Raw genomic sequence first — 15,279 nt, forward strand, 5'->3', positions numbered from 1 at the left:
CATGACGAGGACAGCGCGAGTGATCGCCGCGTCCAACCGCGCCTCGGCCGGCGTCTACCCCGACCGCATCGGCCCGGTGATCGTCGAGTGGCTGCGCGGGCGCGGCTACGAGGTGCCGGACCCCGTCGTGGTGCCGGACGGCGACCCGGTGGGCGAGGAGCTGCGCCGCGCGGTCGCCGACGGCGCGGACGTCGTGATCACCACCGGCGGCACCGGGATCAGCCCGACCGACCGCACACCCGAGGTCACGGCGGCGGTCCTGGACTACCCGATTCCGGGACTGGCCGAGGCGATCCGCTCGGCCGGCCTGCCGGAGGTCCCGACGGCGGTGCTCTCCCGCGGGCTGGCCGGCGTTAGCGGCCGGACGCTGATCGTGAACCTGCCGGGCTCGCGCGGCGGCGTCAAGGACGGGCTCGGCGTGCTGGACGGGGTCCTGGACCACGCCGTCGACCAGCTGCACGGCGGCGACCACGCGGCGCCGAACCGCGCGGTGGCGGACGTCCTGCGGGCCGACGTGACGGAGCAGGTGATCGACGTCGACGACCTGGCCAGGTCGGTGGAGCACCGGGCGGCGGGCGCCGTGGTGACCTTCGGGGGAGTGGTCCGCGACCACGACGGCGGACGCGGTGTCCGCGAGCTGGAGTACGTCGGGCATCCCAGCGCGTCCGACGTGATCGCCGAGGTGGCGCAGGACATCGCGGCGCGCTTCGAGGGCGTGCGTGCCATCGCGGTGTCGCACCGGATCGGCCTGCTCAAGATCGGCGACGTGGCGCTCGGCTGCGCGGTGGCGGCGGAGCACCGCAAGCAGGCGTTCAGCGCCTGCTCGGAGCTGGTCGACGAGGTGAAGCGGCGGCTGCCGATCTGGAAGCGCCAGGTCTTCGAGGACAACACCGAAGAATGGGTCAACTGCCCTTGATTACATTCCGGGCTCGTCTTACGTGGCGGTGCAAGTAGCGGCCCCCCCTGCGGGAGTTGCTGCGGCCTTCTCGCTGTGGGATCCCCGACTCATGAATGACCAATTCACCACGTCGGGGCTGTCCTCGCGAGAAGACCCCTGAGAACCCGCGGCGGTGCGAGTTGCGAGGGTGGGCTAAGCGGCTGCGCCGCTTCAAAGACGAAGAACTCGTACGATGGCCGACTCTTGGAAGCGCTGTTCCGGCCCGGTGAGCCTCCCGATTTTGCCTAAAATTGGGAACCCTCCCGTCACTCGGGGCGGAAGGCGCGGAGCGCCGCGTCGACCAGGGCGTCGGCGAAGGCGTCGTCGAGCGGGCCGGAGCGCAGCAGCCAGCGCTGGGCCAGCGGGGCGTACAGCACCTCCAGGAACAGGTCCAGGTCCGCGTCGGCCGCGAGCTGGCCCGCGCGCTGGGCGCTGCGCAGGCGCTCCTTCTTCGCCTCCTCCACCGGTGCCGCCATCTTCTCGCGGTAGATCGCGGCCAGCTCGGCATCGTTGATGATCTCGGTGTTGAGCGCCCGGATCGGCGCCTCGAACTCGGGGTCGGCGAACTCGGCCACCGTCGCGCGCAGCACGGTCTTGAGATCCGCCTCGATATCGCCGGTGTCCGGCAGCGCGATGCCCTCGCCGTCCGCGCCTTCGCTGAGCGCCAGCAGGGAATCGAAGACGACCGCGCCCTTCGACGACCACCAGCGGTAGATCGTCTGCTTGCCGACTCCGGCGCGGGCGGCGATGGCCTCGATGGACAGCTTGGCGTAGCCGACCTCGGCGATGAGTTCGCGGGCCGCGGTCAGGATCGCCACCCGGGACCGCTCGCTGCGGCGGGTCGCGTCCGGTGTCTTCCGGGATGCCATGCCCACACAATACGCGCGACGAGACGGTCCGTCTTGACAGCCGTCCGGAGGCAGTGCATGCTGATGACAACGAGACGGACCGTATCGTCTCTGAACTACGAGGAGAGCCCGTGCAACACGCATCCACCGGACCCCGCACCTGGTTCATCACCGGCGCCTCCCGCGGTCTCGGGCGGGCGTTCACCGAAGCCGCGCTGGCGGCGGGCGATCAGGTGGTCGGCGTCGCCCGTGACATCACGCCGCTGGAGGCGCTCGTCGCCGCCTCTGGCGGCTGCCTGGTCGCGTTCCCGCTCGACGTCTCGGACCGCGGGGCCGTCTTCGCGGGCGTCGAGCGGGCGATCGCGGCCTTCGGCCGCCTGGACGTCGTCGTGAACAACGCCGGCGGCGTCGTGCTCGGCATGCTCGAGGAGGTCACCGAGGAACTGGCGAGGGCCCACCTGGACACCAACTTCTTCGGCGCGTTGTGGGTGAGCCAGGCCGTCCTCCCGCACCTGCGGGCGCAGGGCTCGGGCCGCATCCTGCAGGTGTCCTCGATGGGCTCGGCCGGTGGCTTCGCGGCGACGGGCATGTACGGCGCGGGAAAGGCGGCGCTGGACTCGATGAGCGAGGCGCTGCAGATGGAGGTCGAGCGGTTCGGGATCAAGGTGACGATCCTGCAGCCGGGCGGCTACCAGACCGACCTGTTCACCCGCGGCCTGACGCAGACGACCGAGCACGAGGCCTACGCGCCGTTGCGCGAATGGCTGGCCGGGCTGTGGGCGGAGTCGGAGGACTTCGACCCGGCGAAGGCGGCCGAGGTGGTGCTCCAGGTGGTGGCCATGGAGGAACCGCCGAAGCGCCTGATCCTGGGCTCGGCGGCCTACGACATGGTCGACGGGATGACCAAGGCCATGACGGCGGAGCTGGCCAAGTGGGAACACCTCAGCCGCCAGGCCGAGTAAGCGGGGGCACCCCGACAGGAATGGAGAGTGCCTTGAGCTGATGCAGAGGTCGTTCGAATGCGCCGGAGTGCGGCAGGGCGGGTTCTTAAGCGGCGCAGCCGCTTAGCCCACCTACGCAACTCGCACCGCCGCGGGTTCTCAGAGGCCTTCTCGCGAGGACAGCCCCGCCACGACGTATTGGTTTATACGTGTGCTGGGGATCCCGGAGTCGAGAAGGCCTCTGAGGTTCCGCCACCCGCACCGCTACGCAGAACGAGCCGGGAAAACAAGAAAAAGACGGAACCCCCGCCGCTGGGGGGTGCGGTGGGGGTTCCGAGAGGTGGGAGCACGTGCCGTGTCGGGGGGTACGACACGTACTCCTCGCCGGCCGGCTCAGCCGGCCGACCAGATCACTTGATGTCGAGCTGCTGGCCCGGGAAGATCAGGTTCGGGTCGTTGATGATGCTCGAGTTGCGCTGCGCGATGTCCTGGTAGGTCACGCCGAACTGCTCGCCGATCTTGCTCAGCGTGTCGCCGAGCTGGACCGTGTAGTCCGCGCCGTTGGTCTTCACCGTCGGCTTCGGCGTCTGGGTCTTGACCTTGGTCTCGGTGGTCTTCTTCGGCGTGGTGGTCTTGGTCGTGACCTTGGCGGTGACCTTGGTGCCGCCGCTGGTCCAGTTCAGCTTGGAGGTGCAGCCCGGCCACGCGTTGGCGCCCTGCGAGGCGAGGACCTTCTCGGCGACGGCGATCTGCTGCTCGCGGGTCGCCTGGTGCGCGCTGCTGGCGTACTGGGTGCCGCCGTAGGCCGCCCAGGTGGATGCGCTGAACTGGAGTCCGCCGTAGTAGCCGTTGCCGCTGTTGATGCTCCAGTTGCCGCTGCTCTCGCACTGGGCGAGCTTGTCCCAGTTCGGCGCCGCGTTGGCGGGGGCGGCGATCGCGATCGGGGTGGCGACCACCGCGCCGGCGACGGCGACGCGGGCCAGGGTGCGGCCGGTATTGGAAGGCTTGCGGTGCTTGCCTTGGTAGCGAGCCATGTTCCTCTCTCCTGCCGCGCCTGCGAGGTCAGCTGTCGGGTTCGGGCTGAGAGGCAGCCCGGCCGGCTCGGGGGAGCCGGCTTCACCCCTAGGGCTTCGGGGAGCCCGGGTGTTGGGTCCCCCGCCCCTGTCCGGTTTTTTCGTTTCGGGGTCTGGAAGCCCGCCGGACAGGGTTCGGCGCTGCGAGCTTCCGCTCCTTGCTGATCGGTTCGGGGCCGACCGAGGAGCGACACTACGTAACCATCGAGGAGATCGGAAACCTGAGTTCATGTGACGCTGGTCACGTAACAACTGGGGGCAATGCTTCGATCCGGGGTATTTGTGCTGATCAGAGCGTCGTTATCAAGTCGTTTCCAGGCCGATATCGATCACCGTAAGTGAGTTGTGGGTCACCTCGTTGCTCCCTCCGGGGCACCCTCGTCGCAGCGGTTCGCCGCTCCGGCAGCCCGTACGGGCTCTCGCTCAGGCGTGCCATGACTCCACCGTGGTGGTCGCGAAGAGGATTCGCGTCAATGCGCACGGTAGTGATCTGTGTCGCTAGATCAGGGGCTGTTAAGGCTGCCGAAGGACACGGTGCGTAAGTCAAGATCGACATGCTCGGAAGCGAGACCGAAATGTCACCTGGTCGAGCGTGTACGACACGCCGACGCATGTTGTATTCGCGTGCGCGCGCACGCCCGCGCGCGCAGTAATGCAGTGTCGCTCGAGAGGCCGCTGAAGAGGCGGTTCAGCCGCCCGCGAACGGCGGGAGGACGTCGAGGGTGGCGGCGTCGGGAACCGCGATGCCGCGATCCCGGACGGCGACTCCGTCGAGCAGGAAGCTGCACGCGGGCAGCACGTTCGCCAGCTTCTCGTCGTGCCGGCCGAGCGCGGCGGCGATGACGTCCGCAGCGGTCACGACGGCGCCGTCCGGGCGCGTGACGTGCACCGTTTCCTCCGGGACCCCGGCGGCCGCGCGGGCGCCCGCGAAGTACCGCACCCGCACCGCCACGGTCCCGATCTGCTCCGGCAGAGCCGTCATCCGGTCAACCCCCGATTGCGCTCATCGGCCGCGACGGCTGGGCGAACTCGCCCGAATCCATCCCGTGCCCGGCGGCCTTCGCCCACATCGTCTCCTGCCACAGCCGGATCAGTTCGGCGTCCTCGGCCCCGGCCCGCATCGGCCCGCGCAGGTCCGTCTCGGTCGTCGAGAACAGGCACGAGCGCAGCTGGCCGTCCGCGGTGAGCCGGGTCCGGTCGCAGGCCGCGCAGAACGGTCTGGTCACCGAGGCGATCACGCCGACCGTCGCAGGACCGCCGTCGACCAGCCAGCGCTCCGCGGGCGCGGAGCCACGCTCGGCGACGTCCGGGGTGAGGGCGAACTCGCTGCCGAGGCGCTCCAAGATCTCCTCGGCGGTGATCATCTGGCCGCGGTCCCACTCGTGCTGGGCGTCCAGCGGCATCTGCTCGATGAAGCGCAGCTGGTAGCCGCGCTCGATGCAGAAGCGCAGCAGGTCGCCGGCCTCGTGGTCGTTGATCCCGCGCATCAGCACCGCGTTGACCTTGACCGGCTCCAGCCGCATCTCCTTCGCCGCGGCGAGCCCGGCCAGCACGTCGTCCAGCCGGTCGCGGCGGGTGAGCTGCTTGAACACGTCGCGGTCGAGGGTGTCGAGCGAGACGTTGACCCGGTTCAGCCCGGCCCGCACCAGCGGTTCGGCGAAGCCGCCGAGGTTGATGCCGTTGGTGGTCAACGAGGTCGTCGGGCGGCTCGGCAGCGCCGCGGTCGCCGCGATGATGTCCACCAGGTCCTGCCGCAGCAACGGCTCGCCGCCGGTGAAGCGCACCGTGGTGACGCCCAGCTCCTCCACGGCGATGCGGATCAGCCGGTTCATCTCCTCGGTGTCGAGGAGTTCCGCGCGCTTCAGCCAGGGCAGGCCCTCGGCGGGCATGCAGTAGGTGCAGCGCAGGTTGCACTTGTCGATGAGGGAAACGCGCAAGTCGGTCGCGATGCGGCCGAACCTGTCCACCAGCCGGGTCGTGTCCGGACGTGCGGACGTGTCGGTCGTGCGGCGCACGAGCGGGATTCCCAGGTCCACCGCGGTCACCCCACGACCCTAGCGCTTCGCGGGCGGGGATTTCGATCGCGCGGCCCCAATTTGTGCGGAATCGCCGAGTGATCCGCTGCGGCGTCCGGAGTGGTCGGAGGAAGGCACAAAGTCGTTGCAAGATCCGTGTTTACGGGCAATTTCGCTGGTTTTCCACGCAGCTGCGGAAGTAATGTTGGCGGCTGTGCCGCACTATCGGATTTCGGAGGCCGCCGGGCTGCTCGGCGTCAGCGACGACACGGTGCGCCGGTGGGTCGATGGCGGGCAGTTGCCTTCGGAGCGGGACGCCGCCGGCCGGCGAACCGTGGACGGCGCCGCGCTCGCAGAGTTCGCCCGCGCCCAGGCCCGCTCGACGCCGGACCCGTCCGGCATCGGCCGGTCGGCGCGCAACCGGTTCGTCGGGCTGGTCACCGAGGTGATCTCGGACCGGGTCATGTCGCAGGTGGAGATCCAGTGCGGCCCGCACCGGATCGTCTCGCTGATGAGCACCGAGGCGGTGCGCGAACTCGGGCTGGTGCCCGGGGCGCTGGCGGTCGCCGTGGTCAAGTCGACCAACGTCGTGGTGGAAACACCGGGAGAAGGATGATGTCGAAGCTCAAGATGATCGCCGGCGCGCTGGTCGCGCTCGTGGTGCTGGCCGGGTGCGGTCAGGCCGGGCCGCAGGCCCAGCCGCAGCGCACGCTGACCGTGCTCGCGGCCGCGTCCCTCACCGAGTCCTTCGACGAGCTCGGCACCCGGTTCACCGAGCAGCACCCCGGCGTGCGGGTGCAGTTCGACTACCAGGGCTCGTCGACGCTCGCCGAGCAGATCAAGCAGGGCCGCGCCGCGGACGTGTTCGCCTCGGCGGACACCAAGAACATGGACAAGGTGCGGGACCTGGTCGGCACGCCGGAGGTCCTCGCGACGAACCAGCTGACGATCGTGGTCCCGCCGGGCAATCCGGCCGGGATCGCCTCGCTCGCAGACCTCGCGGCGCCCGGCCGGACGGTCGTGGTCTGCGCGCCGCAGGTGCCGTGCGGATCGGCCACGCAGAAGGTGGCGCAAGCCTCCGGCGTGCAGCTGAAGCCCGCCAGCGAGGAGAGCGACGTGAAGTCGGTGCTGCAGAAGGTCGTTGCCGGTGAGGCGGACGCCGGGCTGGTGTACGTCACCGACGCGAAGGCGGCCGGGGACGAGGTGCAGGCGGTGGACTTCCCGGAGTCGCAGCAGGCGATCAACACCTATCCGATCGCGACGGTCACCGCCGCGCCGGAGGCGCAGCTGGCGGCGGAGTTCATGGCGTTCGCGCGCGGCCCGATCGGCCGCGACGTCCTCGGCAAGCACGGCTTCGGCGCCCCGTGAGCAGTGGACCACCGCAATTTCAATGGAAATCGGACCTTCGATTTCCATTGAAATTGCGGGAGTTGCCCACAGCCGTGGGCGTGTCGGCGTGCGACACGCCGATGACCCGCAGTTTCAATTGAAATTGCGGACGACCCGGGTGTGAGGTGAGGTTTCCATTGAAATTGCGGGCTTCCCAGGTGCCGGTGGTGCTGTGGGTGCCGGCGGTGCTCGCGCTGGCGCTCGTGATCCTGCCGGTCCTGGGGCTGCTGACGCGCGTCGATCCCGCGCGCCTGCCGGAGCTGCTGCTCAGCCCGGCGGCGCTCGACGCCCTGCGGCTCTCGGTGATCACCGGGCTGATCTCCACCGCGCTCGCGCTGCTCCTGGGCGGCCCGCTGGCGATGGTGCTCGCGAGGTCCCGCATGCGCGGGCTCCGCGTGGTGCGGGCCTTCGTGCTGCTGCCGCTGGTGCTGCCGCCGGTCGTCGGCGGCCTCGCCCTGCTCTACCTGCTGGGCCGCACCGGTCCGATCGGGCAGCTGCTGGACGTCGTGGGAATTCGCTTGCCCTACACGACGACCGCCGTGGTGCTCGCGCAGACGTTCGTCGCGATGCCGTTCCTCGTGGTCGGCCTGGAAGGCGCGCTGCGGACCGCCGGCGGGCGGTACGAGCAGGTCGCCGCGACGCTGGGCGCCGGGCCCTGGCTGACGTTCCGGCGCGTCACCGTGCCGCTGCTGCTGCCCGCGCTCGGGTCGAGCCTGGTGCTGACCTTCGCACGGGCGCTGGGGGAGTTCGGCGCGACGATCACCTTCGCCGGTAGCTTGCAGGGCACCACCCGGACCCTGCCGCTGGCCATCTACACCACGGCGCAGTCCGATGTGGACGCTGCGGTCGCGATGTCGTTGCTGCTGGTGGTGGTCGCGCTGCTGGTGATCGTGGTGGCCCGGCCCAAGGCGGTGGAGGGACGGCTGTGAGCGGATTGCGCGCCGACATCGAGTTCCGGCGCCCCGACTTCACGCTGCGCGCGGAGTTCGAGGTGGCGCCCGGCGAGGTCCTGGCGGTGCTCGGGCCGAACGGGGCGGGCAAGTCGACGCTGCTGTCGGTGCTGGCCGGGCAGCTCGCCCCGCACCGCGGGCGCGTCGAGCTGGACGGCACCGCGTGGCTGGACACCGAGCGCGGGATCAACGTGGCGACGCACCGCCGCGGTGTCGGGCTGCTCGCGCAGAACGCCCTGCTGTTCCCGAACCTGACGGCGCTGGAGAACGTCGCATTCGGACCGCGCGCGGCCGGTGTCCGCAAGGCCGAGGCGCGGGAGACAGCCGGGCGGTGGTTGTCCGAGGTGGACGTCGCCGAGCTGGCGGCGCGCAGGCCCGGGCAGCTCTCGGGCGGTCAGGCGCAGCGCGTGGCGCTGGCCCGGGCGCTGGCGGCGAATCCGCAGTTGCTGCTGCTCGACGAGCCGCTGGCCGCGCTCGACGTCGATGCCGCTCCGGCCATGCGCGGGCTGCTGCACCAAGTGCTGCGGCGGCAGGAGAAACCGACCGTGCTGGTCACCCACGACGTGCTGGACGCGGTCGTGCTCGCCGACCGGCTCCTGGTGATGCTCGACGGCTGCGTCGTCGAGCAGGGCCTGACCCGCGAGGTGCTGGCCCGCCCGAAGGAGGCGTTCACGGCGCGGGTGGCCGGGCTGAACCTGGTGCCCGGGGTAGCAGCGGCGGACGGCGTTTCCTTCGGTGACAGCACGATCAGCGGCCGGATCGCCGAAGAGCTGGAGCAGGGCGAAGCCGCTGCTGCGGTGTTCGCGCCGTCGGCCGTCGCCGTGCACCGCGAGCGCCCGCACGGCAGCCCGCGCAACGCGATCCCGGTGCGGTTGGCGGCGCTCGAACCGCGCGGCGACGTCGTGCGGGTGCGCGGCGTGGTGCGGGACTGCTCGCTGGCCGCCGACGTGACCCCAGCGGCCGTCGCCGACCTGCGGCTCACCCCCGACGACGAGGTCTGGTTCGTGGTGAAGGCCGCCGAAGTAGCAATTCACCCCACATCAGGTGGATCATCTGGGGCGTGACTGAGCCATCCCCCTGGACGTACCTGATGGACATGGACGGCGTGCTCGTGCACGAGGAGCACATGGTGCCGGGCGCGGACGCCTTCGTGGCGGCGCTGCGCGAGAACGGCATCCCGTTCATGGTCTTCACCAACAACTCGATCTACACCCCGCGCGACCTGCGCGCCAGGCTGTCGCGCACCGGGCTGGACGTCCCGGAGGGCGCGATCTGGACCTCCGCGCTGGCGACCGCGCAGTTCCTGGAGAAGCAGCGGCCCGGCGGCACGGCCTACGTGGTCGGCGAGTCGGGGCTGACCACGGCGCTGCACAACATCGGCTACGTGCTGACCGATCGCGATCCGGACTACGTCATCCTCGGTGAGACCCGCACCTACAGCTTCGAGGCGATAACCAAGGCGATCCGGCTGGTCGAGGGCGGCGCGCGGTTCATCGCCACCAACCCCGACGAGAAGGGGCCGAGCCGGGAGGGCACGCTGCCCGCCACCGGTGCCGTCGCCGCGCTGATCGAGCGGGTGACCGGCCGCGCGCCGTACTACGTGGGCAAGCCGAACCCGCTGATGATGCGGTCGGCGCTGCGCCACCTGGGCGCGCACTCGGAGAACACGCTGATGATCGGCGACCGGATGGACACCGACGTGCGGTCCGGCCTGGAATCGGGCATGCAGACGATCCTGGTGCTGTCCGGGATCTCCGACGAGCACACCGCGGACCTGTTCCCGTACCGGCCGACGAAGGTGATCAACTCGATCGCCGACCTCACGGGCCACGTCCTGGATCCGTTCAAGGCCTGATCGCTACGACGGCGTCGCGGGCGGGGCGGGTTTCGGCACGGCGATGGCGCTGGTGACCTGGTTGAGCTCGTCGGCCAGGCGCTCAGCGGCATCGCGCACGAGCTCGGCGCGGCGGCTCAGCGAGCCCGACCAGTGGCGCTGCGCCGCCGCCAGGCGGTCGAGCAGGTCTGCCTGCAGCCGCAGCCGTTCGACGTGCGCCCAGTCCTGCCGTGCCGGACCGCGGAAGGCGCGCTCGATAGCCGCCGCGACCCGCTCCAGCTCCAGTTCCGTGATCATCCGAATCCCCAAGTCGCCGATTCCCTATGACCGTGGGACTGCATTGGGCCGATCGGTCGTACGCCGATGTGCCGTACGTCACCGAGGGCGCATGAACGCGTACACGTCGTCGGCGTCCACGATGCGCTTGCCCAGCGGCAGCAGCGATACCGGGACGAGCTTGAAGTTCGCGATGCCCAGCGGGATGCCGACGATCGTGACGCACAGGGCGATGCCGGTGAAGATGTGCCCGAGCGCCAGCCACCAGCCGGCCAGCACCAGCCAGAGGACGTTGCCGATACCTGCCATCGCGCCCGAGGTGGGCTCGTCGACCAGCCGCCTGCCGAACGGCCACAGCGCGAAGTTGGCCATCCGGAAGGACGCGATGGCGAACGGGATGCCGATGATCGTGATCGCCAGGACGACCCCGGCGACCACGTAGCCGAAGGCCATCCAGAACCCGCAGAGCACCAGCCAGATGATGTTCAGCAGCAACCGCATGCCTCCACCGTGCCAGCCCCGCATCCCGGCCGCCGAACCGAGGTAGTGGATCACACACCGGACCGTCTCGCAGGTGTGTTCCGAGCCGGTGGTTCCGCAATTTCAATGGAAATCGGACCTCTGATTTCCATTGAAATTGCGGAAGTTGTCCACAGGCACCGGTGTGTTGTGGTGCGACACGCCGATGGGTGCAGTTTCAATTGAAACTGCGGTGGGTCGGACCAGGCGGTGGGTCAGACGAGGAGGTCGCCGCTGAGGACCGTGACCGCGCGGCCGCGGAGGCCGACGCGGTTTCCGCGGAGGGCCATCTGGACGATGCCGCCGCGCTGGGACGCCTGTTCTCCGACGAACGTCGCGTCGTGCTCGTCCTCCCCGAGCTTCGCCGCCCACCAGTTCGCCAGCGTGCAGTGGGCCGAGCCGGTCACCGGGTCCTCCAGGATGCCGACCTGCGGGGCGAACACCCGGCTGACGAAGTCGATGCCCGGCCGGTCTCCCGGTGCCGTGACGATCACCCCGCGCGATGGGACGTCCGCCAGCATCGCGAAGTCCGGCCGCACCGCGCGGACCTCCGCGGCGGATGCGGCGAGCGCCAGCACCTTGGTCTCGCCCTCCGCGGCCTCCTCGATGGTGATGCCGGGCAGCCCGGCGGCCAGCGCCGCGGGCGGCTCCACCGGCTCGGCGCGGTCGACCGGGAAGTCCATCTCGATCCAGCCGTCGCCCTGCGCGGTGCAGGTGAGCACGCCGCTGCGGGTGTCGAAGCGCTGGTCGCCGCCGAGCACGTGCGCCGTCGCCAGGGTGGCGTGCCCGCACAGCGGCACCTCGGTCGAGGGGGTGAACCAGCGCAGTGGCTTGGGTTCGTCCTCCGGGCCGCCGGTCACGACGAACGCCGTCTCGGAGTGCCGCAGCTCGGCAGCGACCGACTGCATCCACTTCGCATCGGCAGGGGCGTCCAGCAGCACGACACCGGCGGGGTTGCCGGTGAAGGCGCTGTCGGTGAAGGAATCCACGACGAAAGCACGCATCCCTGAACGGTACGCAACGCCGAGCCGGCCAGTACCCGCATCCGGGGGTGGCCGACGGGCGTCCGGCCAGGACAAGATGGGTGACCTGCATCACTGAGTTTTCGGGAGGTCGTCGACGTGGATGCCGTCGAACCAGCTCAGCCCAGCTACGCCTCGGGCATCTCGGACGTGCCGCTGTTGGGCGACACCATCGGCGAGAACCTCGACCGGACGGCGGCGCGCTTCCCCGACCGCGACGCGCTCGTGGAGTTCGCGACCGGGCGCCGCTGGTCCTACCGGGAGTTCGTCGCCGAGGTGGACGCGCTGGCGGTGGGCCTGCTGGACGCCGGGATCGGCAAGGGCGACCGGGTCGGGATCTGGGCGCCGAACCGCGCCGAGTGGACCACGACCCAGTACGCGACGGCGAAGATCGGCGCGATCCTGGTCAACATCAACCCGGCGTACCGGGTGCACGAGCTGGAGTACGTGCTCAACCAGGCCGGGGTGCGGCTGCTGGTGTCGGCGCAGTCGTTCAAGTCGTCGGACTACGTGGCGATGGTGGAGCAGGTGCGGGTGAAGTGCCCGGGCCTGGAGCAGGTGGTGTTCCTGGATTCCCCGGAGTGGGCGGAGCTGGCCGGCGGCTCCGGCGATCCGCAGCGGCTGGCGGCGATCCGGCTGTCGGCCGACGACCCGATCAACATCCAGTACACCTCGGGCACCACCGGATTCCCGAAGGGCGCGACGCTGTCGCACCACAACATCCTGAACAACGGGTTCTTCGTCGGCGAGCTGTGCGGTTACACCGAGGCCGACCGGGTGGCGATCGTGCCGCCGTTCTACCACTGCTTCGGCATGGTGATGGGCAACCTGGCGTGCACCAGCCACGGGTCGGCGATGGTGATCCCGTCGGAGGGCTTCGACCCGACGGCGGCGCTGTCGGCCGTCGCCGCGGAGCGCTGCACCTCGCTGTACGGGGTGCCGACGATGTTCATCGCCGAGCTCGACCACCCGGACTTCGAGTCCTTCGACCTGTCCTCGCTGCGCACCGGGATCATGGCCGGCTCGCCCTGCCCGGTGGAGGTGATGAAGCAGGTCATCGGCCGGATGGGGATGAGCGAGGTGTCGATCTGCTACGGCATGACCGAGACCTCACCGGTGTCGACGCAGACCCGCGCCGACGACTCGCTGGAGCGGCGGGTGTCCACGGTGGGCCGGGTCGGGCCGCACCTGGAGATCAAGATCGTCGACCCGGCCACCGGCCTGACCGTGCCGGTGGGCACGCCGGGCGAGCTGTGCACCCGCGGCTACTCGGTGATGCTCGGCTACTGGGAGCAGCCGGAGAAGACCGCCGAGGTGGTGGACGCGGCGCGCTGGATGCACACCGGCGACCTCGCCGTCATGGACGAAGGCGGCTACGTGAGCATCACCGGCCGGATCAAGGACATGGTCATCCGCGGCGGCGAGAACGTCTACCCGCGTGAGATCGAGGAGTTCCTCTACACGCACCCGGACATCCTCGACGCGCAGGTCATCGGCGTCCCGGACGCGAAGTACGGCGAGGAGCTGATGGCCTGGGTGCGGCTGCGCGAGGGCGCCGCGCCGCTGACCGCCGAGGCGCTGCGCGAGTTCTGCGCCGGCAAGCTCGCGCACTACAAGGTTCCGCGCTACGTCCACGTCGTCGACAAGTTCCCGATGACGGTCACCGGGAAGATCCGCAAGATCGAGATGCGCGAAACCGCGAAGAAGCTCCTCGACCTCGAATGATCCAGCGGTGGTGGGCGCCTTCGGTCGAAGGCGCCCACCACCGGGGTCAGTTCTTGGCCTCGAGCTTCGCGAGTTCGGCGGCGTCCTCGGCGCCGAACTGGTCTTCCAGCTGTTCGGGCGAGGCGTCGACGTCGATCTGCGCCAGCGGAACGCCGCGGGCGCTGGAGATCGCGCCGAGGCGGCGGGTCGCGCGGTCCGAGGCGTAGGCCGTGAGCTCATCCTTGTCCAGCTCGAAGGGCGGCACCTCGGGTGCGTCCTCCGGCTTCCACTGGACCTGGGCGATGGCGTGCGGCAGCAGCTTGGCCATCTGGTCCTGCACCACGTCCCAGTTGCGCTCGTCGGCGGCCACGTGGCGGCGGCAGGTGAACGTGCCCCACGCCATGTGGCGGCGCTCGTCGTCGCCGATGCGCCGGATGACCTGCTGCATGCCGGGCAGGATGCCGCGGCTGACGCAGATCTTGTGCCAGGCGTAGTAGCCGGTCAGGGCCAGGGTGCCCTCGACCACGTGGTTGTAGGTGACCGACGCGCGCACCTGGTTCTCCGGGCTCGGGTCGGCGTGCAGAGCGTGCAGCGATTCGGGCAGCGCCCGGTAGAAGATCTCGCGGTAGCCGGGGTTCTCCTCGACGAGCCCGTGCAGGTCGTCGGTGAGCCCGACGGCGTCCAGCCACAGCCGGAAGACCTGGGTGTGCTTGGCCTCCTCGAACACGAACTGCGTCAGGTACATCTCGTCGCCGAACCGGCCCTCGGCGGCCATCGCGGACACGAACGGCTGGAGGTCCTGCGTCACGGCTTCCTCGCCGGCGATGAACTGCGCGCACAGGCCCGCCACGCTGCGCTGCTCGACCTCGTCGAGCCGCTGCCAGTCCTCGGCGTCCTTGCTGAAGTCGATGTCGGCGGGGTTCCAGAACTTGGCGTTGCCCTTGTTGAACAGCCGCAGCGGCAGCGAGTCCCAGTTCAGGCCGCTGGCCTTGAGTGAGTGGAAACCTTCGCGGTGGGCGGGGTGCGCGGTGGTGCTCGTCATTGAACGACTCCAGCTCGCCAAATTGTGAGGAATATTATGACCGTGATTTTCGATACTACGCAGTTTCGAGTCAAGGGGGGCGCGCGTCCCTCGAACGTAGGGTGGTGCGCGTGGCAGAACAGCGCAGCGCGCCGGTGGTCGGATTCGACCTGGACATGACCTTGATCGATCCGCGGCCGGGCATGGTGCGCGCGATCGAAGCCCTGAACGCGGAGTTCGCGTTGTCGCTGGACGGTGAGGAGTTCGCGGCGCACCTGGGGCCGCCGCTGGCCGACACGATGCGCGGCTACGGCTTCGACGAGCCGATGGTCGAGCAGCTCGTCGGCCACTTCCGCAAGATCTACCCGTCCGTGGTCGTCGGGCTGACCGAGCCGATGCCGGGCGCCGAGCGGGCGCTGGACGCGGTCCGCGAAGCGGGCGGGCGGACCCTGGTGATCACCGGGAAGTACGAGGCGAACGCGGCCCTGCACCTGAAGGCGTTCGGCTGGGACGTCGACCGGCTCGCCGGCGACGTCTTCGCCGCGGCGAAGGGCGAAGTGCTGCGCGAGGAGGGCGCGGCGATCTACGTGGGCGACCACCTCGGCGATGTCGTCGGCGCGAAGGCCGCGGGTGCGGTCGCGGTCGGCGTGGCCACCGGGCCCTACGGCGTCGACGAGCTGGTGGAAGCCGGCGCCGACGTCGCGCTGCGCGACCTCACCGAGTTCCCGGCATGGCTCGCGCAGCTTTGAA

The 15,279-nt window shown here is 70.0% G+C and carries 17 protein-coding genes and 1 riboswitch; of the genes, 9 read left to right on the plus strand and 8 right to left on the minus strand.

Going from position 1 to position 15,279, the window contains the following annotated elements:
- The first annotated feature begins 1 nt into the window (after window position 1).
- Complete coding sequence (locus tag E1288_RS19835) at window positions 2–916, plus strand: molybdenum cofactor biosynthesis protein MoaE (RefSeq protein WP_132487210.1); 915 nt, start codon at window positions 2–4, stop codon at window positions 914–916.
- Between the two features lie 287 nt (window positions 917–1,203).
- On the opposite strand, the gene E1288_RS19840 is transcribed toward E1288_RS19835, so the two are convergent.
- Window positions 1,204–1,806: a TetR/AcrR family transcriptional regulator gene (locus E1288_RS19840; RefSeq protein ID WP_132487212.1), complete on the minus strand. Its 603-nt coding sequence runs from the start codon at window positions 1,804–1,806 to the stop codon at window positions 1,204–1,206.
- A gap of 110 nt (window positions 1,807–1,916) precedes the next feature.
- Between E1288_RS19840 and E1288_RS19845 the strand changes: the two genes are divergently transcribed.
- Window positions 1,917–2,747, plus strand: coding sequence for an SDR family NAD(P)-dependent oxidoreductase (locus E1288_RS19845; RefSeq protein WP_235883673.1), 831 nt, complete (start codon window positions 1,917–1,919; stop codon window positions 2,745–2,747).
- A gap of 389 nt (window positions 2,748–3,136) precedes the next feature.
- Here E1288_RS19845 and E1288_RS19850 read toward each other — a convergent pair whose 3' ends face one another.
- The 3 genes from E1288_RS19850 to moaA form a co-directional block, all read right to left on the minus strand.
- Window positions 3,137–3,760: a transglycosylase family protein gene (locus E1288_RS19850; protein ID WP_132487215.1), complete on the minus strand. Its 624-nt coding sequence runs from the start codon at window positions 3,758–3,760 to the stop codon at window positions 3,137–3,139.
- Window position 3,761: 1 nt separating this feature from the next.
- Window positions 3,762–3,921: riboswitch (cyclic di-AMP (ydaO/yuaA leader) on the minus strand.
- Between the two features lie 566 nt (window positions 3,922–4,487).
- Window positions 4,488–4,781, minus strand: coding sequence for a MoaD/ThiS family protein (locus E1288_RS19855; RefSeq protein ID WP_132487217.1), 294 nt, complete (start codon window positions 4,779–4,781; stop codon window positions 4,488–4,490).
- A gap of 4 nt (window positions 4,782–4,785) precedes the next feature.
- A complete protein-coding gene (gene moaA / locus E1288_RS19860; protein ID WP_235883674.1) occupies window positions 4,786–5,844 on the minus strand; it encodes a GTP 3',8-cyclase MoaA in 1,059 nt (352 codons plus the stop codon).
- A gap of 184 nt (window positions 5,845–6,028) precedes the next feature.
- On the opposite strand from moaA, the gene E1288_RS19865 reads away from it, so the two are divergent.
- From E1288_RS19865 to E1288_RS19885, 5 genes are all read left to right on the plus strand, one after another.
- The gene (locus E1288_RS19865) at window positions 6,029–6,430 is read left to right on the plus strand and encodes a TOBE domain-containing protein (RefSeq protein ID WP_132487219.1); all 402 of its coding nucleotides are present in this window, start codon (window positions 6,029–6,031) and stop codon (window positions 6,428–6,430) included.
- Window positions 6,427–7,182, plus strand: a complete 756-nt coding sequence (gene modA / locus E1288_RS19870) for a molybdate ABC transporter substrate-binding protein (protein WP_207954442.1) — start codon at window positions 6,427–6,429, stop codon at window positions 7,180–7,182. The genes E1288_RS19865 and modA overlap by 4 nt, the downstream gene beginning before the upstream one ends.
- Window positions 7,183–7,340: 158 nt before the next feature.
- The gene (locus E1288_RS19875) at window positions 7,341–8,132 is read left to right on the plus strand and encodes an ABC transporter permease (protein ID WP_235883675.1); all 792 of its coding nucleotides are present in this window, start codon (window positions 7,341–7,343) and stop codon (window positions 8,130–8,132) included.
- Complete coding sequence (locus tag E1288_RS19880; RefSeq protein ID WP_207954443.1) at window positions 8,129–9,217, plus strand: sulfate/molybdate ABC transporter ATP-binding protein; 1,089 nt, start codon at window positions 8,129–8,131, stop codon at window positions 9,215–9,217. The genes E1288_RS19875 and E1288_RS19880 overlap by 4 nt, the downstream gene beginning before the upstream one ends.
- 26 nt (window positions 9,218–9,243) lie before the next feature.
- A complete protein-coding gene (locus E1288_RS19885; protein ID WP_207954447.1) occupies window positions 9,244–10,008 on the plus strand; it encodes an HAD-IIA family hydrolase in 765 nt (254 codons plus the stop codon).
- 3 nt (window positions 10,009–10,011) lie between these two features.
- On the opposite strand, the gene E1288_RS19890 is transcribed toward E1288_RS19885, so the two are convergent.
- The 3 genes from E1288_RS19890 to E1288_RS19900 all read right to left on the minus strand — a co-directional run bounded on the left by E1288_RS19890 (window position 10,012) and on the right by E1288_RS19900 (window position 11,786).
- Window positions 10,012–10,284 (minus strand): hypothetical protein, encoded by a 273-nt coding sequence (locus tag E1288_RS19890; protein WP_235883676.1) that lies wholly within the window; start codon window positions 10,282–10,284, stop codon window positions 10,012–10,014.
- A gap of 78 nt (window positions 10,285–10,362) precedes the next feature.
- Complete coding sequence (locus E1288_RS19895; protein ID WP_207954444.1) at window positions 10,363–10,764, minus strand: YccF domain-containing protein; 402 nt, start codon at window positions 10,762–10,764, stop codon at window positions 10,363–10,365.
- A 233-nt stretch (window positions 10,765–10,997) separates the two neighbouring features.
- Window positions 10,998–11,786, minus strand: a complete 789-nt coding sequence (locus E1288_RS19900) for a PhzF family phenazine biosynthesis protein (RefSeq protein ID WP_132487225.1) — start codon at window positions 11,784–11,786, stop codon at window positions 10,998–11,000.
- Window positions 11,787–11,903: 117 nt separating this feature from the next.
- Between E1288_RS19900 and E1288_RS19905 the strand changes: the two genes are divergently transcribed.
- Window positions 11,904–13,529, plus strand: coding sequence for an AMP-binding protein (locus E1288_RS19905; RefSeq protein WP_132487227.1), 1,626 nt, complete (start codon window positions 11,904–11,906; stop codon window positions 13,527–13,529).
- A 46-nt stretch (window positions 13,530–13,575) separates the two neighbouring features.
- Here the strand turns inward: E1288_RS19905 and E1288_RS19910 are convergent, their stop codons facing one another.
- Window positions 13,576–14,550: a R2-like ligand-binding oxidase gene (locus E1288_RS19910; RefSeq protein WP_132487229.1), complete on the minus strand. Its 975-nt coding sequence runs from the start codon at window positions 14,548–14,550 to the stop codon at window positions 13,576–13,578.
- Between the two features lie 110 nt (window positions 14,551–14,660).
- Between E1288_RS19910 and E1288_RS19915 the strand changes: the two genes are divergently transcribed.
- Window positions 14,661–15,278, plus strand: coding sequence for an HAD family hydrolase (locus E1288_RS19915; RefSeq protein ID WP_235883677.1), 618 nt, complete (start codon window positions 14,661–14,663; stop codon window positions 15,276–15,278).
- Window position 15,279 lies beyond the last annotated feature (1 nt).

The sequence above is a fragment of the Saccharopolyspora elongata genome (assembly GCF_004348985.1).
Classification (GTDB): Bacteria; Actinomycetota; Actinomycetes; order Mycobacteriales; family Pseudonocardiaceae; genus Saccharopolyspora; species Saccharopolyspora elongata.

Coding starts and splice junctions, on each gene's coding strand:
- E1288_RS19840 (WP_132487212.1), bottom strand. CDS start 1,806: ATGGCATCCCGGAAGACACCGGACGCGACCCGCCGCAGCGAGCGGTCC.
- E1288_RS19835 (WP_132487210.1), top strand. CDS start 2: ATGACGAGGACAGCGCGAGTGATCGCCGCGTCCAACCGCGCCTCGGCC.
- E1288_RS19900 (WP_132487225.1), bottom strand. CDS start 11,786: ATGCGTGCTTTCGTCGTGGATTCCTTCACCGACAGCGCCTTCACCGGC.
- modA (WP_207954442.1), top strand. CDS start 6,427: ATGATGTCGAAGCTCAAGATGATCGCCGGCGCGCTGGTCGCGCTCGTG.
- E1288_RS19855 (WP_132487217.1), bottom strand. CDS start 4,781: ATGACGGCTCTGCCGGAGCAGATCGGGACCGTGGCGGTGCGGGTGCGG.
- E1288_RS19890 (WP_235883676.1), bottom strand. CDS start 10,284: ATGATCACGGAACTGGAGCTGGAGCGGGTCGCGGCGGCTATCGAGCGC.
- E1288_RS19910 (WP_132487229.1), bottom strand. CDS start 14,550: ATGACGAGCACCACCGCGCACCCCGCCCACCGCGAAGGTTTCCACTCA.
- E1288_RS19895 (WP_207954444.1), bottom strand. CDS start 10,764: ATGCGGTTGCTGCTGAACATCATCTGGCTGGTGCTCTGCGGGTTCTGG.
- E1288_RS19850 (WP_132487215.1), bottom strand. CDS start 3,760: ATGGCTCGCTACCAAGGCAAGCACCGCAAGCCTTCCAATACCGGCCGC.
- E1288_RS19885 (WP_207954447.1), top strand. CDS start 9,244: ATGGACATGGACGGCGTGCTCGTGCACGAGGAGCACATGGTGCCGGGC.